Source organism: Streptomyces sp. NPDC102360 (genome assembly GCF_044766085.1).
Classification (GTDB): domain Bacteria; phylum Actinomycetota; class Actinomycetes; order Streptomycetales; family Streptomycetaceae; genus Streptomyces.
This window is the reverse complement of record NZ_JBIWLG010000021.1, coordinates 58,593-80,362: the sequence shown is the minus strand read 5'-3', so window position 1 is coordinate 80,362 and position 21,770 is coordinate 58,593. Positions and strand designations below refer to the sequence as shown.

The following is a 21,770-nucleotide window of genomic DNA, read 5'->3' as shown; positions in this document are numbered from 1 at the left end:
ATGAAGCTCGCCGTGGTCGGCGGAGGATCGACCTACACACCCGAACTCATCGACGGGTTCGCGCGGCTGAGGGACACGCTGCCGATCGAGGAGCTGGTGCTCGTCGACCCGGCCGCCGACCGCCTCGAACTGGTCGGGGGCCTCGCCCGCCGCATCTTCGCCAAGCAGGGACACCCGGGCGTTATACGTACGACGTCGGACGTGGACGCGGGTGTCGCGGACGCCGACGCCGTACTCCTCCAACTGCGCGTCGGCGGGCAGGCGGCCCGCAATCAGGACGAGACGTGGCCGCTCGACTGCGGCTGCGTCGGGCAGGAGACGACCGGCGCCGGCGGGCTCGCGAAGGCGTTGCGGACCGTGCCCGTCGTCCTCGACATCGCCGAACGGGTGCGCCGCGCCAACCCGGACGCCTGGATCATCGACTTCACCAACCCGGTGGGCATCGTGACCCGCGCGCTGCTCCAGGCTGGCCACAAGGCCGTCGGCCTGTGCAACGTCGCGATCGGCTTCCAGCGGAAGTTCGCGCGCCTCCTTGAGGTGGAGCCGTCCCAGGTGCACCTGGACCACGTCGGCCTCAACCACCTGACGTGGGAGCTGGGCGTGCGCCTCGGCGGCCCCGACGGCGAGAACCTGCTGCCGCGCCTGATCGCCGAGCACGGCGACGCCATCGCCGAGGACCTGCACATGCCGCGCACGGTCGTCGACCGCCTCGGCGTCGTCCCGTCCTACTACCTGCGCTACTACTACCAGCACGACGCGGTCGTACGAGAGCTGCGCACGAAGCCGTCCCGCGCCGCGCAAGTGGCGGAGATGGAGCGCGAGTTGCTGGAGATGTACGGCGACCCGACGCTCGACGAGAAGCCGGAGCTGCTCGCCAAGCGCGGCGGCGCCTTCTACAGCGAGGCGGCGGTCGACCTGGCCGCGTCCTTGTTGGGCGGTGGGGGTTCGGCCCACCAGGTGGTGAACACGTACAACAACGGCACGCTCCCCTTCCTCCCCGACGACGCCGTCATCGAGGTGCAGGCATCGGTCGACGCGAAGGGCGCGAAGCCGCTGCCCGTACCGCCGCTCAACCCCCTGTACGCGGGCCTGATCGCGAATGTGACCGCCTATGAGGACCTGGCCCTGGAGGCGGCCCTGAAGGGCGGCCGCGACCGCGTCTTCAACGCCCTGCTCGCACACCCCCTCATCGGCCAAATCGAGTACGCCGAGCAGCTCACGGACCAGCTGATCGCGCACAACCGGGAGCACCTCGCGTGGGCATGACCGTCCTTGCCATCGACGCGGGGAACAGCAAGACCGACGTCGCGGTGGTGGCGGCCGACGGCACTGTCGTCGGCGCGGCCCGCGGCGGCGGGTTCCAGCCCCACCGGACGAACGCGGCACCCGCCGTGGACGTCCTGGCGGAGGCGGTCGGCCGGGCCTTCGCACAGGCGGGCGTGGGCGCGGTCGACCATGTGTCGGCGTGCCTGGCCAACGCGGACCTGCCGGTGGAGGAAGAGGAGTTGGCGCGCGCCCTCACCGCACGCCGCTGGGGATCGCGGGTCGACGTCCGCAACGACACCTTCGCCGTACTGCGCGCCGGGCTCCTGGAGGACGCCGAGCCGCGCGGCGTCGCCGTCGTGTGCGGGGCGGGCGTCAACTGCGCGGGGATGCTGCCCGACGGCCGCACGGCCCGGTTCCCCGCGATCGGCCGGCTCTCCGGTGACTGGGGCGGCGGTGGCGGCCTCGCGGAGGAGGCGATCTGGTTCGCCGCACGCGCGGAGGACGGCCGCGGCGGGGCAACGGCCCTGATGCACGCCCTGCCCGCCCACTTCTCCCTCCCCTCCATGTACGCCCTGATCGAGGCGCTGCACCTGGGCCACATCCCCGCGGTCCGCCGCCACGAGCTCACCCCGGTCCTCTTCGCCACGGCGGCGGACGGCGACCCGGTGGCCCGCGCCCTGGTCGAGCGGATGGCCGACGAGGTGGTGGCGATGGCAACGGTGGCGCTACGCAGGCTGGACCTCCTGGAGGCAGAGGTCCCCGTCCTCCTCGGCGGCAGCGTCCTGGCGGCCCGCCACCCCCAACTCAACGACCGCGTGCGGTCGTTGCTGTCCGCCCGGACACCGCGTGCGCTCCCCCGAGTGGTGGCGGAACGCCCGGTCCTGGGCGCGGCGCTGCTCGGCCTCGACGCGGTGGCCGCCCCACCGGAGGTGCACGCACGCGTACGTGCGCACTACGCCGCAGCCGCTGCGGCTTGAAAGACTTGGGGCGCTGCCCCAAACCCCGCGCCTCAATCGCCGGCGGGGCTTGATCTTTCAAGCCCCGCCGGCGATTGAGGCTTTCAAGCCCCTCCGGCGATTGAGGAGCGGGGTCCGGGGCAGCGCCCCGCGACCGCAACAACGTCGCCGCGAACACAAACGGGGAACCGAACCCCCCTCCCCCACGTGTTCCAGAGCGGAGCGCTTCCGCACAAGATCCAGGGAATGCCTGTGCGGATGTCAGTCGCCCAAGCGATACTTGCGACCGACGTACGACCATGGGGGAGGGTCGAAGTGACATACCCGTCGAACGGAAGCGTGGCGCCGCCGGAGCGCCCCGCCGCGCCACCGGCACCGGGCGTGCCACCGCAGGCGCAGCTCGGCGGCGGCCCGCCCGGCGCACCCACGCCCCGGCGGCGTACCGCCTGGGCCGAGGGTGTGGACCGGCTGAAGGCGGGCGCCACGACCGAGCCGGGCCGGCTGCGCATCATCGGGGCCGTCCTCGCGCTGCTCGTCGTGGCGTTCGGCGCGACGACGGCCTGGCAGATGACGGACCGCTCGGCCGCCGCGGACGACGTGCTGCACTCCAGCCAGCCGCTGAGCGCCGACGCCGCCGACATCTACCGCTCGCTCGCCGACGCCAACACGGCGGCGTCCAGCGGTTTCCTGGCGGGGGGCCAGGAACCGGCGGCGGCGCGCGACCGGTACGAGCGGGACATCAGGCGCGCCGCGGACAAGCTGGTGACGGCGGCGACCAGCACCGACCCCGGCACCCGCTCGGCGGGGACGATCGCCGAGCTGAACAAACTGCTGCCGCAGTACAAGGGCCTCATCGAGCGGGCCCGGGCCAACAACCGGCAGGGCTTCCCACTGGGCGGCGCCTATCTGCGGTACGCGAACGAGAAGATGCAGACCGAGATGCTCCCGGCCGCCGAGGATCTCTACAAGACGGAGAACCAGCGGCTGCGGGACGACTACGACTCGGCGACGCCCTACCCGTGGATCGCCATCGCCCTCGGCGTGCTCGCCCTCGCGGGCCTCGCGTGGGCGCAGCGGCGCAACTACCGCCGTACAAACCGGGTGTTCAACCAAGGGCTGCTCGCCGCCACCGCGGCGTCCACCGTGGTGCTGCTGTGGCTCGTCGTCGGTCACACCGTGGCGCGCAGCGGGCTCAGTTCGTCGTACGACCATGGCGTACGGTCCTTGAACGTGTTGCACGACGCGAGCATCGCCTCTCTGAAGGCGCGGGGCAGCGAGAACCTGACACTGGTCAGCCGTGGCGCGGAGACGGTGGCCGTGAAGGGCGAGACCAAGGACAAGTACGACGTCGACTTTCAGCAGGAGATGACCGCGCTCGCCGGCAAGCTCAACGCCGCGTACGCGCTCGCCGACGGCGAGGGCGACACCGCGGGCCGGGCGCCCGTGACGAAGGCGAACGCCAGCATGAAGGAGTGGCGAAAGCGCCACCAGGACGCGCGCGAGCAGGACGACGCGGGCAACTACCAGGGCGCGCTCGACAAGATCATCGGTTCGAAGAAGGACAAGCCGACAGGTGAATGCTTCGATCTGGTGGACAAGAATCTGGACACGGCGCTCGTTCACGAGCAGCGTCAGTTCAGCGCCGACGCGGGCGGCGGTCGGGACGCGATGACCGGACTGCCCGTGGGCGCCGCACTGTTGGCGGTGCTCGCCGCGGGTGGCGCGGTGTTCGGCATCGGACGCAGGCTTTCGGAGTACCGATGAGAGGGGGTGCGGCGATGGGCGAGCGAAAGGTGACCTTGCGCGGCTGGGGCGGCGTGGCCGCCATGGCGGTGGCCTGCGCCCTGACGGCGGTGTTCGCGCTGCTGCTCCCGCTGACCCAGCAACAGCGCCCTTCGCACGACGGCACGACGAGCTACGCCTCCGGTGGCGTCGCCGACGGCACGCAGGCCAAGGCAGACGACTGCGACCCCTCGGTGAAGGGCAAGGAGCCGGAGCGCAGCCTCTCCCCCTCGGGCAGCGAGAGCGGCAGCGCGGTGCAGGCCGTCAAGGACCGCGGCTACCTCTCGGTCGGCGTCGACCAGAACAGCTTCCGCTGGGGCTACCGCGACCCCAACAGCACGGCGAAGACCAGCGAGTTGGAGGGCTTCGACATCGATCTCGCGCACGAGATCGCGGGCGACATCCTCGGCGACCGGGACGCGATCCGCTTCCACGCCATCCCCACCAACGAGCGCATCCCGGCGATCCAGCGCGGCGACGTCGACATGGTGGTGCGCACGATGACCATCAGCTGCGACCGCCTCAAGGACGTCGCGTTCTCCACCGCGTACTTCCAGACCGGTCAGCAGGTGCTCGCCCCGAAGACCTCGGACATCAAGGGGTACGGGGCCTCGCTCGCCGGCAAGCGGATCTGCACGGCGACCGGTTCGACGGCCGCGTCGTCGCTGGAGGACGGCAAGAAGAAGCCGGTGGACGAGGGCGGCCTGCCGCAGAGCACCGACATCTCCACGACCGTGCCGAACCAGCTGGACTGCCTGGTGCGGCTGCAGCTCGGCGAGGTCGACGCGGTGGTCACCGATGGCGCGCTCGCGGCGAGCCAGGCCGCGCAGGACCCGACGGTGCAGCTCAAGGGCGAGCCCTACACCAAGGAGTTCTACGGCGTCGCCATGAAGAAGGGCGCGGACGACCTGGTGCGCCGGGTCAACCAGGTGCTGGTGGACTACCGCAAGTCGGACGGCTGGCAGAAGTCGTACGACCACTGGCTGAAGCCGGCGCTCGGCTCCTCCTCGGGGCCGCCCGCACCGAAGTACAAGTAGGCAGAACACGTAACGCACGCAGCGCGGCAGGGACTTGACGGATACTCGGGAAAGCGAGAGGTGATCGATGGGCGTCGCGGGACCCGCCGGCCCAGTGATGGACCGGGACGAGGTGGACCGTGCCCTGGCCCGGCTCGGCGCGGAGCACGAAGCGATCGAGTCGTCTCTGCTCGCCCTGCAGGACCACGCGGGGCGCAGGCTCCTGGAGGGCGCCCGGCTCACCGGGACGACGCAGGAGCGCTGGGCCTCGGCCGACCTGGAGATCACGCTGCTGTGGGCGTACTTCGACGCGTACGCGGACGCGCTGCGCACGGCGCGGGAGATCCGCTCGCGGCGCCGGCTGCCCAGCCGCGGCGACCTGACGGAGCTGACGGAGCTGCTGCGCGGCGAGTCCGTCACGATCGCGCCGGGCCCGGGTGCGGGCGGCACCTCGCCCTCGATCACCGGGCCCGCGAAGCTGTCCGAGCAGTTCACCCTCGCGGCGCTCGTCGACCGGATGAACACGCTGTACGCGTCGTCCCTCGACATGGTGGTGGCCGCCGACGCGGTGTGGTCGGCGCTGCCCGCCCGCATCGACATGCTCGCCGCCGAGCTGGCCCGCACCCGGCAGCTCGCGCACTCCGTAGGAGTGCGTCCGGGTGAGCATCCGGCGGGCGACGACCTGGAGCGGATCACCGGCTCGCTGACCCGGATGCGCGAGGAAGTGGTGTCGGACCCGCTCACGTACTGGCGGCAGTCGGCCGGGAGTTCGGCGCCCGGCGGCGGCCGCCCCGACACCACGGCGTACGACCGGGAGGCCCGCGCCCTGGAGGACGTGCGCCGGGAGATCGAGGCCGTGCTCGGCGTGCGGCAGGACGCGGAGGCGCGGCTCGGCCGGCTGCGGGACGTGCTGTCGCGCGCGGACCGGACGCTCGCCGAGGCGCGGTCGGCACGCATCGAGGTGCTCGCGAAGATAGCCGGGTCCGACGTGCCCGCGGTGTCGGGTCCGCCGACGGTGCTGCAGGAGCAATTGGCGACGGCGGCCGAGTACCGCAGGCGCGGTCAGTGGAACCGGCTCTCGCCGCTCCTGGAGTCACTGGAGTCGAAGGCGGAGGACGAACTGTTGCGCGCGCGTGAGTCGTTGACGGCGGTGACGGCCCCGCTGGCGGTCCGGGCGGAGCTGCGCGGACGGCTCGACGCGTACAAGGCGAAGGTGGCCAGGCTCGGTTTCGCCGAGGATCCGTTCCTGGTGGAGCGGTACGACGCGGCGCGGCGCATGCTGTGGAGCGCGCCCTGCAATCTGCGCGCCGCGGAGGCCGCGGTGCTGCGATATCAACGGGCGGCGGCGGACACGCTGTCCGCGCCCGCCGACAGATCGGCCAGGGGGGAGTCGTGAGCGTGGCGCCACAGAAGTGCGGCAGAGCGGGTTGCACGGGCACGTACGAGGACATGGGCGGGGAGCTGTACTGCGACACCTGCGGCCTGAAACCGCAGCCGGCCGGTGCGGCCGGTGCCGTCCACGGGGGCAGCGCCCCCACCCACCGGCCCGCCGCCCGGCCGCAGGCCGCCCCCGTGGGCGCGCCGGCCGCGGCGTCCTCCTGTCAGCGGCCCGGCTGTACCGGTTCCTACGAGGACATGGGTGGCGGCGAGCTGTACTGCGACACGTGCGGGCTGGCCCCGGTCGTGTCGCCGAACGGGATCGTGGCGTCGCCGCCGACCGGGATCGCCGGTGGCGGGCAGCGCGGATCGCAGAGCTCCGGCTCCAGTTCGCGGGCCTCGGCCAGGACGTCGGCGCGCTCCTCGCAGTCCCGCAGGTCGGTATCGGGCCGGCTCTCCCGCTCCCTGTCGGGGAGTTCGACCTCGCGCTCGGTGTCGGTGCGCAGCTCCGGCGCCTCGGCGGGCACTTCGGCCCGTTCCCGGCTCGGCGTCGGCCTGGTCAACGTGCCGGACGTGCCGCGGCCCGACCCGCGCGCGATGGTGCAGGAGCACCCCGAGGTCCCCGAGCGGAAGCGGTTCTGCTCGCGGTCCGACTGCGGCGCCCCGGTGGGCCGTTCGCGCGGCGAGCGACCGGGTCGCACGGAAGGGTTCTGCACCAAGTGCGGCCACCCGTACTCCTTCGTACCGAAGCTCGCCACGGGTGACGTCGTGCACGGTCAGTACGAGGTCGTGGGCTGTCTGGCGCACGGCGGCCTCGGCTGGGTCTACCTCGCCGTCGACCGCGCCGTCTCCGACCGCTGGGTGGTCCTCAAGGGCCTGCTCGACACGGGTGACCAGGACGCGATGGCCGCCGCGATCTCGGAGCGCCGCTTCCTCGCGGAGATCGAGCACTCCAACATCGTCCGCATCTACAACTTCGTCGAGCACCTCGACCAGCGCACCGGCTCCCTGGACGGCTACATCGTCATGGAGTACGTGGGCGGCAAGTCCCTCAAGGAGATCGCCAACGAGCGGCGCACCCCCGAGGGCAGGCGGGACCCGCTGCCGGTGGAGCAGGCGTGCGCGTACGGCATCGAGGCCCTGGAGGCGCTCGGCCATCTGCACAGCCGCAATCTGCTCTACTGCGACTTCAAGGTCGACAACGCGATCCAGACCGAGGACCAGCTCAAGCTCATCGACATGGGCGCGGTCCGCAGGATGGACGACGACGAGAGCGCGATCTACGGGACCGTCGGCTTCCAGGCCCCGGAGGTCGCCGAGCTGGGGCCCTCCATCGCCTCGGACCTCTACACCGTGGCCCGTACGCTCGCCCTGCTCACCTTCGACTTCCAGGGCTACACGAGCGTGTTCGTGGACTCCCTGCCCGACCCGGACAACATCGAGGTGTTCCGCACCTACGAGTCGTTCTACCGGCTCCTCGTGCGCGCCACCGACCCGGACCCGGCCCGCCGCTTCGCCTCCGCGCAGGAGATGGCCGAGCAGCTGACGGGCGTCCTGCGCGAGGTCGTCGCGCTCCAGACGAACCGGCCGAGGCCCGCCCTCTCGACGCTGTTCGGTCCCGAAGTGAAGGTCACGGACACGGAGTTGTTCGGCCTGCTCGCGGGCGAGGTGTCACCGCTCGGGGCTCGCGAGACACCCGTCCGCACACGGAACGGCCGGGGCCCGCGGAAGGCGGCGGCCGTGCTGCCCCCGCAGCCCGCTGCGCCCGCCCTGCCGCCGTCGTCCGCCGAGATCGTCAAGCCGCTTCAGACACCGGGGACCGCGCTCGCGCTCCCGGTGCCGCGCGTCGATCCGGGCGATCCGAACGCCGGGTTCCTCGCCGGCCTCATGGCCTCGGCCCCCGCCGAGCTGATCGCGGCCCTGCACGCGGCGCCCGCCGACTCCCTCGAACTGCGGCTGCGGGAGCTGCGGGCCCGCCTCGAAATGGGCGAGCTCGACTCGGCGGCCCGCGGCCTGGCGGCCTTGGAATCCGACCATCCCGACGACTGGCGGGTGGTCTGGTACCGGGGCGTCGCGGCGCTCGCGACCGGCGACCACACGAACGCGGCGCTGTCCTTCGACGCCATATACGACGCGTTCCCCGGCGAGCCCGCGCCGAAGCTGGCGCTCGGCGTCTGCGCGGAGGTGCTCGGCCAGCTCGACAACGCGGCGGAGTACTACCGCCTGGTGTGGTCGACGGACCCGAGCTACGTCAGCGCGGCGTTCGGCCTCGCGCGCGTGCAACTCGCCGCGGGCGACCGGGGCGGCGCGGTGCGCACCCTGGAGTCGGTGCCCGAGTCGTCGATCCACTACACGGCGGCGCGGGTCGCCGCGGTGCGCTCGCGACTGCGGGGCCGGACGGCGCAGGGGGCGAACGGGGACCCGTTGCTGCACGATCTGACGGCCGCCGCGGGACAGGTCGAGGCGCTCGACGCGTTCGGGCTCGACGCGGTGCGCCGCGAGCAGTTGTCCACCGAAGTGCTCGGCACGGCTCTGGACTGGGTACTCTCCGGTAGGCAGGGTTCCGGTCCGCCGCAGGATCCCGTGCGCACGGTGGTGCTCGGCAGCGATCTGGACGAGCGCGGCCTCCGCCTCGGTCTTGAACGCTCGTACCGGACTCTGGCCAGGCTCGCTCAGCGCGGCGAGGAGAGGATCGAACTGGTGGAGCGGGCCAACCGCTACCGCCCCCGGACGTGGGTGTGAGGATGTCGCAGACGCACAAGGCGGCCGCTATGTCAGTGTGTCCCAGCTGCGAGGAGCCTCTGGAGGAGGCCGATCGCTTCTGCGGGGCATGCGGATACGACCTGTCGGCGGAGCCGCGCGCCGAGGAGCCGGGCTCTTCCGACGCCTCCGTGGAGTGGCCGGCCGCCCCCGAGGGCGACAGTTCGGACCTGCCCGCCCCGGTCCACCTGCCGACCGACCTGGAGGGCACGGACTCCGGCGGCTCGGAACTGCCCACCGACGTACGCTTCGACATCCCGCCGTCCGATGAGGAGTTCAGGATCGCCGCGCCCGACCCGCGCACCGCGACGCCCGAGCAGCTGGGGTCCGCGACACCGCCCGCCGGAACCAAGCTGTGCGTGGCCTGCCGCGCCGGGCACGTCGACCCGGACGGCTACTGCGAGAACTGCGGCCACGCCCAGCCCCGCGAACGCGACCACATGGAGCAGGAGTTGGACGCGGTCGCCGCGGTCAGCGACCGGGGCCTGCGCCACCACAGGAACGAGGACTCCTTCGCGATCTCCTCGGCCGCGCTGCCCGACGGCTCCCCGGCCGTCGTCGCCGTGGTCTGCGACGGGGTGTCGTCGGCGACGCGGCCCGACGACGCCTCGCTCGCCGCGTCCCGCGCCGCCACCGAGGCGCTGCACGAGGCGCTGCCGCGCGGCACCCACCCGCAGCAGGCCATGCACGAGTCGATCGTCGCGGCCGCCGAGGCGGTCAACGCCCTTGCGGACGAGCCCGAGACGGCCCGCGAGCACAAGCCGCACCAGAACGCGCCGGCGTGCACCTTCGTCGCCTCCGTCGTCACCAAGGAACTGCTCATCATCGGCTGGATCGGCGACTCGCGCGCCTACTGGGTGCCCGACGACCGCGAGGCGCCCGCGGCCCGGCTCACCGAGGACGACTCGTGGGCCGCGCAGATGGTCGCGGCAGGCCTGATGAGCGAGGCGGAGGCGTACGCGGACGAGCGGGCGCACGCGATCACGGGCTGGCTCGGCGCGGACGCGTACGAACTGGAGCCGCACACCGCGTCGTTCAAGCCGGACCGCCCCGGAGTGGTCGTGGTCTGCTCCGACGGGTTGTGGAACTACGCGGAGTCAGCCGACGAGATGGCCCGCATACTGCCCGCGGACGCGGCGCGCAACCCGCTGCACAGCGCCCAGGTCCTGGTCGGCCACGCCCTCGACGGCGGGGGCCACGACAACGTAACAGTGGCGGTACTGCCGTTCCCTGTGCCGCAGTCGGGGGCAGGATCGGCGTAGCGCTGGAAAGCCGCGCAAATGGTCTTGTTCAGGGGGGACATGACACCATGGCAAATTTCTCGAAACCACACGTTCCGCAGTTCGCCGTCGAGGTCTACCAGAACGAATATCTGCCGGAGGGCGGCCGCGACGTCAACGCGATCGTCACGGTGACCTCGACCGGGGGCGGCACCGTGGGCGGCGCGGTCAGCGCGCCCCACCTGTACAGCGTCCCGGGCGAGGGCACGGACGCCGCGATCGCGCTGATGGTGGACTGCTCCGGCTCGATGGACTATCCGCCCACCAAGATGCGCGGCGCGCGCGAGGCCTCTGCCGCCGCGATCGACGCGCTGCGCGACGGTGTGCACTTCGCGGTGATCGCCGGCACTCATGTGGCCAAGGAGATCTACCCGGGCGAGGGCCGGCTCGCCGTCGCGGACCGGACCACCCGCGGGCAGGCCAAGCAGGCGCTGCGCAAGCTGTCCGCGGGCGGCGGCACCGCGATCGGTACCTGGCTGCGGCTTGCCGACAAGCTCCTGGCCTCGGCGGACGTGTCGATCAGGCACGGCATCCTGCTCACCGACGGCCGCAACGAGCACGAGTCGCCGGAGGACCTGCGCGCGTCGCTGGACGCGAGCGCGGGCCGCTTCACCTGTGACGCCCGCGGCGTCGGAACGGACTGGGAGGTGAAGGAGGTCACAGGCATCGCCTCCGCCCTCCTCGGTACCGCCGACATCGTCGCCGACCCGGCCCATCTCGCCGAGGACTTCACGCAGATGATGGAGACGGCGATGGGCAAGGAGATCGCGGACGTCGCCCTGCGGCTGTGGACGCCGCTCGGCTCCGAGATCACCTTCGTGAAGCAAGTCGCTCCCACCGTAGAGGAGTTGACGGAGCGCCGCACCGAGGCGGGCCCGCGGGCCGGCGACTACCCCACCGGCTCCTGGGGCGACGAGTCCCGCGACTACCACGTGTGCGTACGGGTCCCGGACGCCGATCTCGGCCAGGAGATGCTCGCCGCCCGCGTCTCCCTGGTGATCCCGCAGCCGGACGGCTCGGCACAGGCCGTGCCGCTGGGGGCACAGGGTCTCGTACGTGCGGTGTGGACGGACGACATGACAGCCTCTACGTCGATCAACCCGCAGGTCGCCCACTACACGGGCCAGGCCGAACTGGCACAGGTCATCCAGCAGGGACTCGACGCACGAAAGTCGGGCGATGCGGACGGGGCGACCGCGAAGCTGGGCCGCGCCGTGCAGCTCGCGGCCCTCTCGGGGAACGCGGATACGGCCAAGCTGCTTTCGAAGGTGGTGGACGTGGTGGACGCCGCGGAAGGTACTGTTCGATTGAAGGCGAAGGTCGCGGAGGCCGACGAGATGACTCTCGAGACCCGGTCGACCAAGACAGTTCGCGTCAAGAAGTAACCATCCACGTTCAAAATATCCACCCACGCACTACGGCAAGCCCTGCTTGCACTTGAAGGAGAGGGGGAAGCGCCGACATGCCGACCTGCCCGAACGGACACCAGTCGGGTTCCGAAGACTGGTGCGAGGTCTGCGGTCACCGCATGGCCGGTGCCGTGCCCCCGCCCCCTCCGCCCCCTCCGCCGCCTCCGGCCGCCGGTTACGGCTACCCGCAGCCGCCCGCGCCGCAGGCGCCGCAAGGCGGGGCGGGCACGCCCGAACTGTGCCCGCAATGCCGTACGCCACGTGAGGGCGGCGCGCCGTTCTGCGAGGAGTGCCGCTGGAACTTCCTCACGAACACGGCGACGTCGTACACGCCCGCGGCCCCGAACCCGCCGATGCCCACGTCGGGCGGCCAGGGCGGCCCCGGTGCGCCCGGCTTCCCGGGGCCCCACGAGCCGCAGGGCCCGAACCCGGCGCTGCAGTTCCAGCAGCAGCCGCCGCCAGGACCCGACGCGTACGAGTACCAGGGTTCGCGGCCCTCGCAGATGAACCGGCCCGCGGAGCCGATCCCGCCGTCCCCGTTCGGGAACGAGCCGTCGGGCCAGGCCCCGCCGCCTCCCCCGCCGTCCTTCGACGGCCACGGCCCGTACGAGAGCGGTGGCGCCCCGCAGGGCTTCCAGCAGCAGGCTCCGGCCCCCGCGCCGGCTCCGCCCGCGCAGCCGGGTCCGCCGCCGGGTCCGCACGGTCAGCCCGGCCCGCCGCCCGGTCCGCCGCAGCCCGTGCAGCCGGGGCCCATGCAGCCCCCGCCGCCCGACCCTTCGTTCGGCGGCCACGGTGGTCCGGGTGGTCCCGGTGGCACGAACGGGGACGACTGGATGCTGCCGCCTCCGTCGTCGGACCCGTCGGCACCCGGCGGGCCTTCCACGACCCCGCCGCCGTTCCAGCAGCAGCCGCCGCAGCAGCAGTACGCCCCGATGACGTGGTCGGCGACGATCGGTCCGGACCGCGACTACTTCATGGCGATGATGCAGCGCAGCGGCCCCGAGGCCTCGGGGCTCAACCTGCCCGCGTACTCGCCGGAGCAGCAGCGCCCGCTCACCGGCAACCAGCTGTCGATCGGCCGGCGCCGCCACTCCACCGGGGAGTCCCCCGACATCGACCTGTCGGTGCCGCCGGAGGACCCGGGCGTCTCGCACCAGCACGCGGTGCTCGTGCAGCAGCCGGACGGCACGTGGGCGGTCGTCGACCAGAACTCGACGAACGGCACGACCGTCAACAACGGCGACGAGCCGATCCAGCCGTTCGTCCCCGTGCCGCTGCAGGACGGTGACCGGGTGCACGTCGGAGCGTGGACGACGATCACGATCCGGCGCGGCTGAGCACACGCACGCGCAGGACGTTGCCGGGCACCTAGAGGGTGGTGCCCGGCAACTCCCATGTGTGGGGCCCCTCCGGATCGTCCAGCCAGGCCCACTGGCGGTCACCGCGCACGGTCACCCCGAACCGCTCGCGCTCGGGCCTGCCCTCCCGCTCCCACAGCGCGAGCGCGTCGTACGGGGCCAGGCGGCCCGCCGTCAGCGTCAGCAGGAACCGGAACAACTCCTCGCGCAGCACGGGGTGCGGCAGCCCTCCGGCCCGCGTCTCGGGCGCCCGCTCCGCGCCGCCGCGCAGCGCCATGAAGTACGCGGAGGTGCGCAGAAACCGCCCCTCCGCATACGCCCCGTCCCTCTCCCCCTCCCGCACATCGAGGACCACGATCCCGGTCGACAGGGGCGCGAGGATCCGCGCACCGGCCGCACACTGGCCGAGCCAGCCCACCGGCACCGAACGCAGCGCGCACGTCGCCATGATCCGGTCGTACGGCGCCCGCTCGGGGCACCCCCGCGCCCCGTCACCGGTGACGACGCCCGTCCGGTACCCGGCGGCGGCGAGATGGGCCCTGGCGGACTCGGCGATCTCCGGATCGAGGTCGACGGACGTGACGTTCCCCGCACCGACCCGATGCGCCAGCAACGCCGCGTTGTACCCCGTCCCCGCACCGATCTCCAGGACCCGGTCCCCGTCCCGCACCCGCAGCTCCGCGAGCATCCGTGCCATCAGGGACGGCTGGCTGCTGGAGGAGACCAGCTCACCGTCGCGCAGCCGGGTGGCCAGCGGCTGGTCGGCGTAGGCGCCGCGCAGCCAGCGCTCGCGCCGCTCCGGGTCGGGATGCTCGCCCCACAGCCGTTCATATCCTCCGGGCACGCCGACGAAGTAGTACGGCACGAACAGATGCCGCGGCACCTCCGCGAACGCCTCCCGCCAGGCCGGGTCGGCGTCCCAGGCACCACTGTGGCCGATCTCGCGCACGAGCCCGGCCCGCGCCCGTACGGCGAGCTGCTCGAGGTCCCGGGTGTGCTCTGCGCCCATATGTCCACTGTCCTGCGCGAACCGGCAAACGGCGACCCCCGTTCCGCGGTGGGAAGGGGGCCTAGGTCCCCGGTCCCCGGTCGGTGCGTCTGAGAGCATGGAGAGGTGACTGAGATCCCGCGCGACACGCTTCAGGAGCAGACGTTCTACGAGCAGGTGGGTGGCGAGGAGACGTTCCGCCGCCTCGTGCACCGCTTCTACGAGGGCGTCGCACAGGACCCGCTGCTGCGTCCCATGTACCCGGAGGAGGACCTGGGCCCCGCCGAGGAGCGCCTGGCCCTCTTCCTGATGCAGTACTGGGGCGGCCCCCGCACGTACAGCGACAACCGCGGCCACCCGCGCCTGCGCATGCGCCACGCCCCGTTCCAGGTCGACCGCGCGGCCCACGACGCGTGGCTGAAGCACATGCAAGTGGCAGTGGAGGAGCTCGGCCTCTCCGAGGAACACGAGCGCACACTCTGGAACTACCTGACGTACGCGGCAGCCTCAATGGTCAACACGGCAGGCTGACCCCCTCCACCCCAAGCCCCTGCGGACGGGCGAGCCCATTCAAGCCCCTGCGGCGATTGAGCAGCGGGGTCCGGGGCAGAGCCCCGATCTTTCCAGCCCCGCCGGCGCTTGAGGCGCGGGGTCCGGGGCAGAGCCCCGCGACCGCACCCCCGTCTCGGGCCCCGCTCACACAGGGCTGACGGAGAGCCCACCCAGCCCGGCGGACGCCCTCCGCACCGCCACAGACCCATAAGCGGAGCGCAACCGCACCCACGCCCCCGCCACCACCAGATCGACCTCGGCCCCCCGCAAAAACCCAAGCGCCGCCGCCGCGTGCACAATCCGCACCGGCGCCCCACTCCCCCCGATCTCCCGCGACCAGACCTCGCCGCCGATACGGTCGAGCTCACCGCGCGTACGCGCCTCCGGCGCCAACTCCTCGACCCGCGCCCGGAATTCCGCCACGGCCGCCTTCACGAGCGCACGCAGCGCATCCGCGTCCGGAAACCCGTCCACCCGCTCCCAGCCGCCGAGCGGCGGCAGCACCCCGGCCCAGGGCGGCCCGGTGACAGCCGCGGGAACCGTGGCCGTGGCGGTCCCCTCGTCGAGGGCGTCGAGCAACTCCCCCGCGGACACGGTCACATCGAGGGTGTCCTCGATCCCGTTCTCGTACGGCTTGAGCAGCCGCGCCGTACGCACGGCCAGCACCTCGAACGAGGGCGGCCGCCCGAACACCGCGAGCGCCTGGCCACCGGCCTGCGCCCGCAGCCGCACGGCGGCCGCCTTGTCGTAGTGCAGCAGCCGGCCGAGGAAGGCGGCGAGATCAGCCGCCTCCCCCGCGTCGGCGAAATGCAGCACGGACGCGCTCATGCGACAAGCGCCTCCGCACGATCCGTACGCCCCGCGTCGTCGTCCCGGTACTCCTCGAGGAACTCCCGCTCCTCGCCGGTGATCCGGCGCGGCCGCTGCGCCTCGAAGTCGAACGGCACGACGACCGTGGAGGCACGCACGTACACGACGTCCTCGTCCTTCACTTCATAGGAGAGCGTGAACGAAGCGGCCTTTATCTCACTCACCCACAGCTCGATGTCCACGGGCCGGTGCCGGTGCACCAACTGCCGCTTGTAGTCGATCTCATGGCGCGCCACGACGGACCCCTGCTGGAAGTCCTTGTCGGGCCGGAACAGGAAATCAATCCGCGCTTCCTCCAAGTACCGGAGGAAAACCACGTTGTTGACGTGGCCGTACGCATCCATGTCGGCCCAACGCAGGGGGCAGGCGTATACGTGGCGAGCCATCAGCCGCGGGTCAGCTTCTTGTAGGTGGCACGGTGCGGACGCGCGGCGTCCGGGCCGAGCCGCTCGATCTTGTTCTTCTCGTAGGACTCGAAGTTGCCCTCGAACCAGAACCACTTGGACTCACCCTCGTACGCGAGGATGTGCGTGGCGACTCGGTCGAGGAACCACCGGTCGTGAGACACGACCACAGCGCACCCCGGGAACTCGAGCAGCGCGTTCTCAAGGCTCGACAGGGTCTCGACGTCGAGGTCGTTGGTCGGCTCGTCAAGGAGCAGCAGGTTGCCGCCCTGCTTGAGGGTGAGCGCGAGGTTCAGGCGGTTGCGCTCACCACCGGAGAGCACACCGGCGGGCTTCTGCTGGTCGGGCCCCTTGAACCCGAACGCGGAGACATACGCGCGGCTGGGCATCTCAACCTGCCCGACATTGATGTAGTCGAGCTCGTCGCTCACCACGGCCCAAAGGGTCTTCTTCGGGTCGATGTTGGCGCGGTTCTGGTCGACGTACGAGATCTTGACGGTGTCGCCGACCTTGATGGAACCGGAGTCCGGCTCCTCGAAGCCCTGAAGCATCTTGAACAGGGTGGTCTTACCGGCACCGTTCGGCCCGATGACACCAACGATGCCGTTACGCGGCAACGTGAAGCTCAGATCATCGATCAGAACCTTGTCCCCGAACGCCTTGCCGAGGTGCTCGACCTCGACGACCATGTTGCCCAGGCGCGGGCCCGGCGGGATCTGGATCTCCTCGAAGTCCAGCTTCCGCATCTTGTCGGCCTCGGCAGCCATCTCCTCGTAGCGAGCGAGACGCGACTTCGACTTGGTCTGGCGGCCCTTGGCGTTGGACCGCACCCACTCCAGCTCTTCCTTGAGCCGCTTCTGCCGCTTCTCGTCCTTCTTGCCCTCGACCTTGAGGCGCTCGGACTTCTTCTGCAGGTACGTGGAGTAGTTGCCCTCGTACGGGATCGCGCGGCCGCGGTCGAGCTCGAGGATCCACTCGGCGACGTTGTCGAGGAAGTACCGGTCGTGAGTAATGGCCACGACGGTGCCCTTGTACTGGGCGAGGTGCTGCTCCAGCCAGTTCACGGACTCGGCGTCGAGGTGGTTGGTGGGCTCGTCGAGGAGCAGCAGGTCGGGCGCCTCGATGAGCAGCTTGCAGAGCGCGACGCGGCGCTTCTCACCACCGGAGAGGTTGTTGACGGGCCAGTCGCCGGGCGGGCAGCCCAGGGCGTCCATGGCCTGCTCCAGCTGACCGTCCAGGTCCCACGCGTCGGCGTGGTCGAGGTCCTCCTGGAGCTTGCCCATCTCGTCCATGAGCTCGTCGCTGTAGTCGGTCGCCATGAGCTCGGCGACCTCGTTGAAGCGCTTGAGCTTGCCCATGACCTCGGCGGCGCCGTCCTGCACGTTCTCCAGAACGGTCTTCGACTCGTCGAGCTTCGGCTCCTGCATGAGGATGTTGACGCTGTAACCGGGCATGAGCACGGCGTCACCGTTCGACGCCTGCTCGATCCCCGCCATGATCTTCAGGACGGTCGACTTACCGGCACCGTTCGGACCGACAACGCCGATCTTCGCTCCGGGCAGGAAGTCCAGGGTGACATCGTCGAGGATCACCTTGTCGCCGTGCGCCTTGCGCGCCTTGCGCATGGAGTAGATGAACTCAGCCAAGAGAAACCGTCCGGCAGTCGAAGTGTGTGTAGCAGTTAAGGCCCCGCATACTGCGGCTCCACCGCGTGAGGGCAGATACACCCCATCTTGCCTGATGGCCACCTGCCGGGGGAAACCCGTATCGGGCCGAGGCCCTGAACTGGGCGTTCTGCGGGGCCCGCCGTAGCGGAGCCGTCACTGTCGGTCGCCGACCGATGGGCGGCAGCCGGATGCAGGCGCTTCGGCAGGCCCGCGTTCGCCAACCCGTCGGCTCAGCACTTCTTCTTCAGCACACGGTAGAAGTCGTCGACGAACTCGCCCCTGGTCTCTTCCGACGCGTACGTCGGGGCACTGATGGGGTGCTGCGGGTCATGCGCACGGTAGGCCTCGCAGTACTCGTGGCGGTCGGCCTTTGAGGCCTCGTACCAGGCACCTTCCCCAGCCGACCTGGTGGGGCGCAGCTCGGGCTTCTCCTGTGCGCACCCTGCGAGCAGGGCGGCGGACAAGACCGTCACGGCGAGTATCGGTGCGCGCTTCATGAGCCCTCCACGACATTGAGGCCACGGTCGCAGAGACCGTAACCCGCCGGGCCCGTAAGGCCATTGGCGTCACCGTTCGGTCACCTCCCGGGCGGGTGTGCGGGGCACCAGGTGTCCCTGGGCGGGAATGAGGTGCCCGGGGTCGGGCAGGAGGTGGATGCGCGGCAGACCGCCGGGCACGGGCGTGCTTGGCACGCCGTTGATGAGCGCATCGCGTCGAAGGAGAAGCCGCCTATGACACAGGGCGAAACGGCCACCAGGAACCCGGACAAGGGCTACGTAGCGCTACTTGGCTGGAGTCTCAACGCGGTGGAAGCCCTGGACCGATTCGATCGGAGATACGTCGTCGTGGCCCCGGAGTGGGCCGAGGAGTACTGCGTCGAGCACGACATCCCCTACGTACCGTGGAATTTCGAACGGCTCAACGACCGCTCCATGGAGATCGCCGAGACCCTTCAGAACGAGGGCGTCGACGTCGCGATCCCGCTGTATGAGGAGACCGTCGAATGGGCGGGGGCGATCAATTCCGTCCTCCTCGGCAATCCGCGGCTGTACGGGCAGGCCATGCTGCTGCGCGACAAGGCGCTGATGAAGCGCCGCGCGCAACTCGGCGGCATCCGGGTCGGGATCTTCGAGGAGGCCCACGACCGGGACGACGTGATCCGCTTCCTCAAGCGCGTCAACCAGACCCTGCTCAAGCTGGACGGGGACCCGAACGACCCGATCCACCTCAAGGCGTTCGACAAGGCGGGCTGCCTCGGGCACCGCGTCATCCGCACCCCGGACGAGGTCGACACGATCCCGGACGAGGAGTTCCCGGTCCTCATGGAATCCCACCTCGACGGCTGGGAGTTCGCGGTCGAGGCGTGGGTGCACAAGGGGAAAATCAAGTTCCTCAACATCTCCGAGTACGTCACGCTGGGTTATTCGGTGTTCGTACCTGCGACCCCGGAACTGGAGAAGTACCGCCCGCAGATCACGGCGCAGATCGAGAAACTCATCAAGACGTTCGACATCGAGTTCGGCTTCGTGCACCCGGAGTACTTCGTCACCAGTGACGGCGAGATGCACTTCGGCGAAGTCGCCTACCGGCCGCCGGGCTTCAAGGTGTTCGAGCTGCTGGAACGGGCATACGGGTTCAACGCCTACCATGCGCTGGTGCTGGCGTTCGACCCGAAGACGACCGAGGAGGAGATCGACGCCTTCTTCCCGCGCGAGGTCGTCGACGCGTCCGGGGTCGCCGGCTGCTTCGGTGTCTACCCGCGCCGCCGCGTCGTCAGCGATCTCGAGATCCCGGAGGAGACCGAGGACGACGACTACTACGAGTCGCACGACCTCTCGACACCGCTCGAGGAAACTGTCACCAAGAGGACCGCGTTCGGTACCCACTGGGGCCTGGTGTACTTCTTCGGTGACGACCCCTACCGGATGCGCGAACTGTTGAAAAAGCAGGAAGAGCTCGACTTCTACGTCTGAGAACTCATGGACGCAGGAGGCCAACCCGAGGGAATCCCTTTGAAACCGACCGTCGACGTCAACGGTGCGGCCACGACGCTGGACAAGCGCGTGGCCGCACTCGACGACGCCATCCAGGCCATGGCCGAAACCCGCGACTTCGGCAAGCACACGAAGCTGCGGCGGCTCCTGGAAGCCCTGCGTCGGGTGCTCACGCAGCCGGGCGGCGCCGCGGCCGTACAGGCCAGGGCGCAGGCCATCGAGGAGGCCGGGCTCTTCCAGGGGACGGACTGGGCGTCACCGGAGATCCTCATCCCGTCGCTGGTCAGCGCAGGCCTGCACAGCGGGGACACGGACACCGTGGTGATCGAGGCGACCAGCGAGCTGCGGATGCTCGCCGTCGCCCGCGGCGACTTCGCGCACCCGACGCTGCCCGCCGATGACGCCCGCCAGTTCCTCTCCCAGGTACTGGCGGCCAACCTGGAGCTGCTGTTCAGCGCGCCCAGCGAGGCGGAGCGGGCCCAGCAGGGCCGCACCGCCCAGCTCATCCGGGACCTGTTCCGCCACCTCGCCGACGAGATCGGTTACGACAGCGTCCTGGACAATCTGGTCGACGAGATCTGGCGGATCCTGCGCCAGCGTCCGATCCAGGTCGAGGCGGTGCAGGCCCTGATCACCCGGATCGCGGTCTACCGCAACGACCCGGACGTCGCTCTCGGCCCGTCGTCGGGCCAGGGCATCGACCGGCTCATCACGAGCCTGTTCGGAACCACCGAGGCGTGCCGGGACGACCCGGGCATGGAGGTCTTCCGTTCCCGGCTCGAGGCGATGGACGCCGGCGGCCTGCAGTACGAGGCGGCGGGGTTCGCGCGGGCGATGCACGACACCGGCCTGGTGTCGCAGTACCACGCGGAACTGCTCCGGTTCCTGCTGCGTGAGAGCGACTACCTCGTCGGTGAGGCGCTCGGTCTCTCCGACACCGGCCGGAACTGCCTGCTGCGCTACAGCCAGTTGGTGCACCGGCTGATCGAGGTGGCCGTGCACCCGCAGACCGCGCAGAGCATCTACGGTCTCGCGCTGCTGCTCGACCGCGGCATCCTCTACGAGCCGCCGATAGTGCCCGCGCTGTGGCGCCAGCTGTCGCTCGAACTCGCCCCGGCCGCGCGAGAGCGGCTGACCGCGGTCTTCGGCGAGGGTGACGAGGAAGTGGGGCCGCGGGAGCGGCTGGTCGCGGGGGTGCTCTCGATGCTGGGCCAGCCGCTCGGCGTCGGCCAGGGCGACAACCCCACCTGCCAGTCGGCCCGCGCGCTGTCGATGTGGTCGTACAACGACCCGGACTACCTGCTGCAAATGGTGGTCTGGGCCGCCCGCGACGACGAGGTCCTCATGCACTTCGAGGGCCAGCCGATCTCGTCGAGGGACAGCGGGACCGGAGTGGCGACGACGCTGCCGATGGACCTGGACCCCGTATCGCTGGTCGTGGTGCCGCACCTGGACCGGATCTACGCCGAGATGGGGCGGCACTGCGCCGACCGGCCCGGGGACCCGCACCGGTGGGTCAACCCCGAGTTCCACGGCTGGTGGACGCCTCGCGGGTTCCACATCAACGTAGACGTCGCGACCGGAAACCTGGTCGAACTCGACGAGTTCCTGCGGCAGTTCCACGCCTGCTACCACCCGTCGTACAACGGCGAGCAGCCGCTGATCCATCCGCAGCCGGCCGGTGTCGCCGTCACCGACAGCGCGGCCCGCTACGTCGGCTGGCACGCGATCACGATCCTGCGGGTCGCGCCGGACCCGCAGGACGTCATGCGGGTGTACTTCTTCAACCCGAACAACGACAGCGGCCAGGACTGGGGCGACGGCGTCGTCGTCTCCACCGCGGGCCACGGCGAGCGGTTCGGCGAGGCCTCACTGCCGTTCGACCAGTTCGCCTCGCGGCTCTACATCTTCCACGCGGACCCGCTCGAACACGGCGAACCGGAGCGGGTGCCCGCCGAGGACGTCGCGGGGATCATCGGGTACATCGAGCGCAGCTGGGGCAACGACCGGCTGCCGGCGGGGATGTTGCAGGCTCACGAGGGGCCGCCCAGCTTGTGATCCCGGTACTCGTTACGTAGATCGCCGTGTGTC

Annotated in this window: 17 protein-coding genes; 12 read left to right on the top strand and 5 right to left on the bottom strand. The window is 70.9% G+C overall.

Features of this window, described 5'->3' with window-relative positions:
* From ACIRHA_RS41670 to ACIRHA_RS41630, 9 genes are all read left to right on the top strand, one after another.
* On the top strand, nucleotides 1–1,266 hold the full coding sequence (locus ACIRHA_RS41670; protein WP_403856892.1) for a 6-phospho-beta-glucosidase: 1,266 nt from the start codon (nucleotides 1–3) through the stop codon (nucleotides 1,264–1,266).
* Complete coding sequence (locus ACIRHA_RS41665) at nucleotides 1,263–2,243, top strand: N-acetylglucosamine kinase (protein ID WP_403856889.1); 981 nt, start codon at nucleotides 1,263–1,265, stop codon at nucleotides 2,241–2,243. Before ACIRHA_RS41670 ends, ACIRHA_RS41665 begins: the two co-directional genes overlap by 4 nt.
* A 294-nt stretch (nucleotides 2,244–2,537) precedes the next feature.
* Complete coding sequence (locus ACIRHA_RS41660) at nucleotides 2,538–3,986, top strand: hypothetical protein (protein WP_403856886.1); 1,449 nt, start codon at nucleotides 2,538–2,540, stop codon at nucleotides 3,984–3,986.
* A gap of 14 nt (nucleotides 3,987–4,000) precedes the next feature.
* Nucleotides 4,001–5,041: a glutamate ABC transporter substrate-binding protein gene (locus ACIRHA_RS41655; protein WP_403856883.1), complete on the top strand. Its 1,041-nt coding sequence runs from the start codon at nucleotides 4,001–4,003 to the stop codon at nucleotides 5,039–5,041.
* A gap of 67 nt (nucleotides 5,042–5,108) precedes the next feature.
* Complete coding sequence (locus tag ACIRHA_RS41650; protein ID WP_403856881.1) at nucleotides 5,109–6,416, top strand: hypothetical protein; 1,308 nt, start codon at nucleotides 5,109–5,111, stop codon at nucleotides 6,414–6,416.
* 239 nt (nucleotides 6,417–6,655) lie between these two features.
* Nucleotides 6,656–9,139, top strand: coding sequence for a tetratricopeptide repeat protein (locus tag ACIRHA_RS41645; RefSeq protein WP_403856949.1), 2,484 nt, complete (start codon nucleotides 6,656–6,658; stop codon nucleotides 9,137–9,139).
* A gap of 29 nt (nucleotides 9,140–9,168) precedes the next feature.
* The gene (locus tag ACIRHA_RS41640) at nucleotides 9,169–10,419 is read left to right on the top strand and encodes a protein phosphatase 2C domain-containing protein (protein WP_403856878.1); all 1,251 of its coding nucleotides are present in this window, start codon (nucleotides 9,169–9,171) and stop codon (nucleotides 10,417–10,419) included.
* A 47-nt stretch (nucleotides 10,420–10,466) separates the two neighbouring features.
* On the top strand, nucleotides 10,467–11,822 hold the full coding sequence (locus ACIRHA_RS41635) for a VWA domain-containing protein (protein WP_403856875.1): 1,356 nt from the start codon (nucleotides 10,467–10,469) through the stop codon (nucleotides 11,820–11,822).
* Between the two features lie 77 nt (nucleotides 11,823–11,899).
* On the top strand, nucleotides 11,900–13,183 hold the full coding sequence (locus tag ACIRHA_RS41630; RefSeq protein WP_403856872.1) for an FHA domain-containing protein: 1,284 nt from the start codon (nucleotides 11,900–11,902) through the stop codon (nucleotides 13,181–13,183).
* 31 nt (nucleotides 13,184–13,214) lie between these two features.
* On the opposite strand, the gene ACIRHA_RS41625 is transcribed toward ACIRHA_RS41630, so the two are convergent.
* On the bottom strand, nucleotides 13,215–14,213 hold the full coding sequence (locus ACIRHA_RS41625) for a methyltransferase domain-containing protein (protein ID WP_403856869.1): 999 nt from the start codon (nucleotides 14,211–14,213) through the stop codon (nucleotides 13,215–13,217).
* Between the two features lie 105 nt (nucleotides 14,214–14,318).
* On the opposite strand from ACIRHA_RS41625, the gene ACIRHA_RS41620 reads away from it, so the two are divergent.
* Nucleotides 14,319–14,723 carry a globin gene (locus ACIRHA_RS41620; protein ID WP_403856866.1) on the top strand — a complete coding sequence of 135 codons (405 nt, stop codon included), beginning with the start codon at nucleotides 14,319–14,321 and terminating at the stop codon, nucleotides 14,721–14,723.
* Between the two features lie 165 nt (nucleotides 14,724–14,888).
* On the opposite strand, the gene ACIRHA_RS41615 is transcribed toward ACIRHA_RS41620, so the two are convergent.
* The 4 genes from ACIRHA_RS41615 to ACIRHA_RS41600 all read right to left on the bottom strand — a co-directional run bounded on the left by ACIRHA_RS41615 (nucleotide 14,889) and on the right by ACIRHA_RS41600 (nucleotide 18,182).
* Nucleotides 14,889–15,572, bottom strand: coding sequence for a hypothetical protein (locus ACIRHA_RS41615; RefSeq protein ID WP_403856863.1), 684 nt, complete (start codon nucleotides 15,570–15,572; stop codon nucleotides 14,889–14,891).
* Nucleotides 15,569–16,000, bottom strand: coding sequence for a thioesterase family protein (locus tag ACIRHA_RS41610; protein ID WP_351342833.1), 432 nt, complete (start codon nucleotides 15,998–16,000; stop codon nucleotides 15,569–15,571). The genes ACIRHA_RS41615 and ACIRHA_RS41610 overlap by 4 nt, the downstream gene beginning before the upstream one ends.
* Nucleotides 16,000–17,664, bottom strand: coding sequence for an energy-dependent translational throttle protein EttA (gene ettA / locus ACIRHA_RS41605; protein ID WP_403856860.1), 1,665 nt, complete (start codon nucleotides 17,662–17,664; stop codon nucleotides 16,000–16,002). Before ettA ends, ACIRHA_RS41610 begins: the two co-directional genes overlap by 1 nt.
* A gap of 251 nt (nucleotides 17,665–17,915) precedes the next feature.
* Nucleotides 17,916–18,182, bottom strand: coding sequence for a hypothetical protein (locus tag ACIRHA_RS41600; RefSeq protein WP_403856857.1), 267 nt, complete (start codon nucleotides 18,180–18,182; stop codon nucleotides 17,916–17,918).
* Nucleotides 18,183–18,416: 234 nt separating this feature from the next.
* On the opposite strand from ACIRHA_RS41600, the gene ACIRHA_RS41595 reads away from it, so the two are divergent.
* Entirely contained in the window at nucleotides 18,417–19,658 is a 1,242-nt protein-coding gene (locus tag ACIRHA_RS41595; protein ID WP_403856854.1) for an acetyl-CoA carboxylase biotin carboxylase subunit family protein, read from the top strand.
* Nucleotides 19,659–19,697: 39 nt separating this feature from the next.
* Nucleotides 19,698–21,737, top strand: coding sequence for a hypothetical protein (locus tag ACIRHA_RS41590; protein WP_403856851.1), 2,040 nt, complete (start codon nucleotides 19,698–19,700; stop codon nucleotides 21,735–21,737).
* Nucleotides 21,738–21,770 lie beyond the last annotated feature (33 nt).

Excerpts from the sequence above, each read along its gene's own strand:
- ACIRHA_RS41670 (WP_403856892.1), top strand. The coding sequence starts at position 1 with ATGAAGCTCGCCGTGGTCGGCGGAGGATCGACCTACACACCCGAACTC.
- ACIRHA_RS41665 (WP_403856889.1), top strand. The coding sequence starts at position 1,263 with ATGACCGTCCTTGCCATCGACGCGGGGAACAGCAAGACCGACGTCGCG.
- ACIRHA_RS41655 (WP_403856883.1), top strand. The coding sequence starts at position 4,001 with ATGGGCGAGCGAAAGGTGACCTTGCGCGGCTGGGGCGGCGTGGCCGCC.
- ACIRHA_RS41650 (WP_403856881.1), top strand. The coding sequence starts at position 5,109 with ATGGGCGTCGCGGGACCCGCCGGCCCAGTGATGGACCGGGACGAGGTG.
- ACIRHA_RS41645 (WP_403856949.1), top strand. The coding sequence starts at position 6,656 with ATGGGTGGCGGCGAGCTGTACTGCGACACGTGCGGGCTGGCCCCGGTC.
- ACIRHA_RS41640 (WP_403856878.1), top strand. The coding sequence starts at position 9,169 with ATGTCAGTGTGTCCCAGCTGCGAGGAGCCTCTGGAGGAGGCCGATCGC.
- ACIRHA_RS41635 (WP_403856875.1), top strand. The coding sequence starts at position 10,467 with ATGGCAAATTTCTCGAAACCACACGTTCCGCAGTTCGCCGTCGAGGTC.
- ACIRHA_RS41630 (WP_403856872.1), top strand. The coding sequence starts at position 11,900 with ATGCCGACCTGCCCGAACGGACACCAGTCGGGTTCCGAAGACTGGTGC.
- ACIRHA_RS41625 (WP_403856869.1), bottom strand. The coding sequence starts at position 14,213 with ATGGGCGCAGAGCACACCCGGGACCTCGAGCAGCTCGCCGTACGGGCG.
- ACIRHA_RS41615 (WP_403856863.1), bottom strand. The coding sequence starts at position 15,572 with ATGAGCGCGTCCGTGCTGCATTTCGCCGACGCGGGGGAGGCGGCTGAT.
- ACIRHA_RS41610 (WP_351342833.1), bottom strand. The coding sequence starts at position 16,000 with ATGGCTCGCCACGTATACGCCTGCCCCCTGCGTTGGGCCGACATGGAT.
- ACIRHA_RS41600 (WP_403856857.1), bottom strand. The coding sequence starts at position 18,182 with ATGAAGCGCGCACCGATACTCGCCGTGACGGTCTTGTCCGCCGCCCTG.
- ACIRHA_RS41595 (WP_403856854.1), top strand. The coding sequence starts at position 18,417 with ATGACACAGGGCGAAACGGCCACCAGGAACCCGGACAAGGGCTACGTA.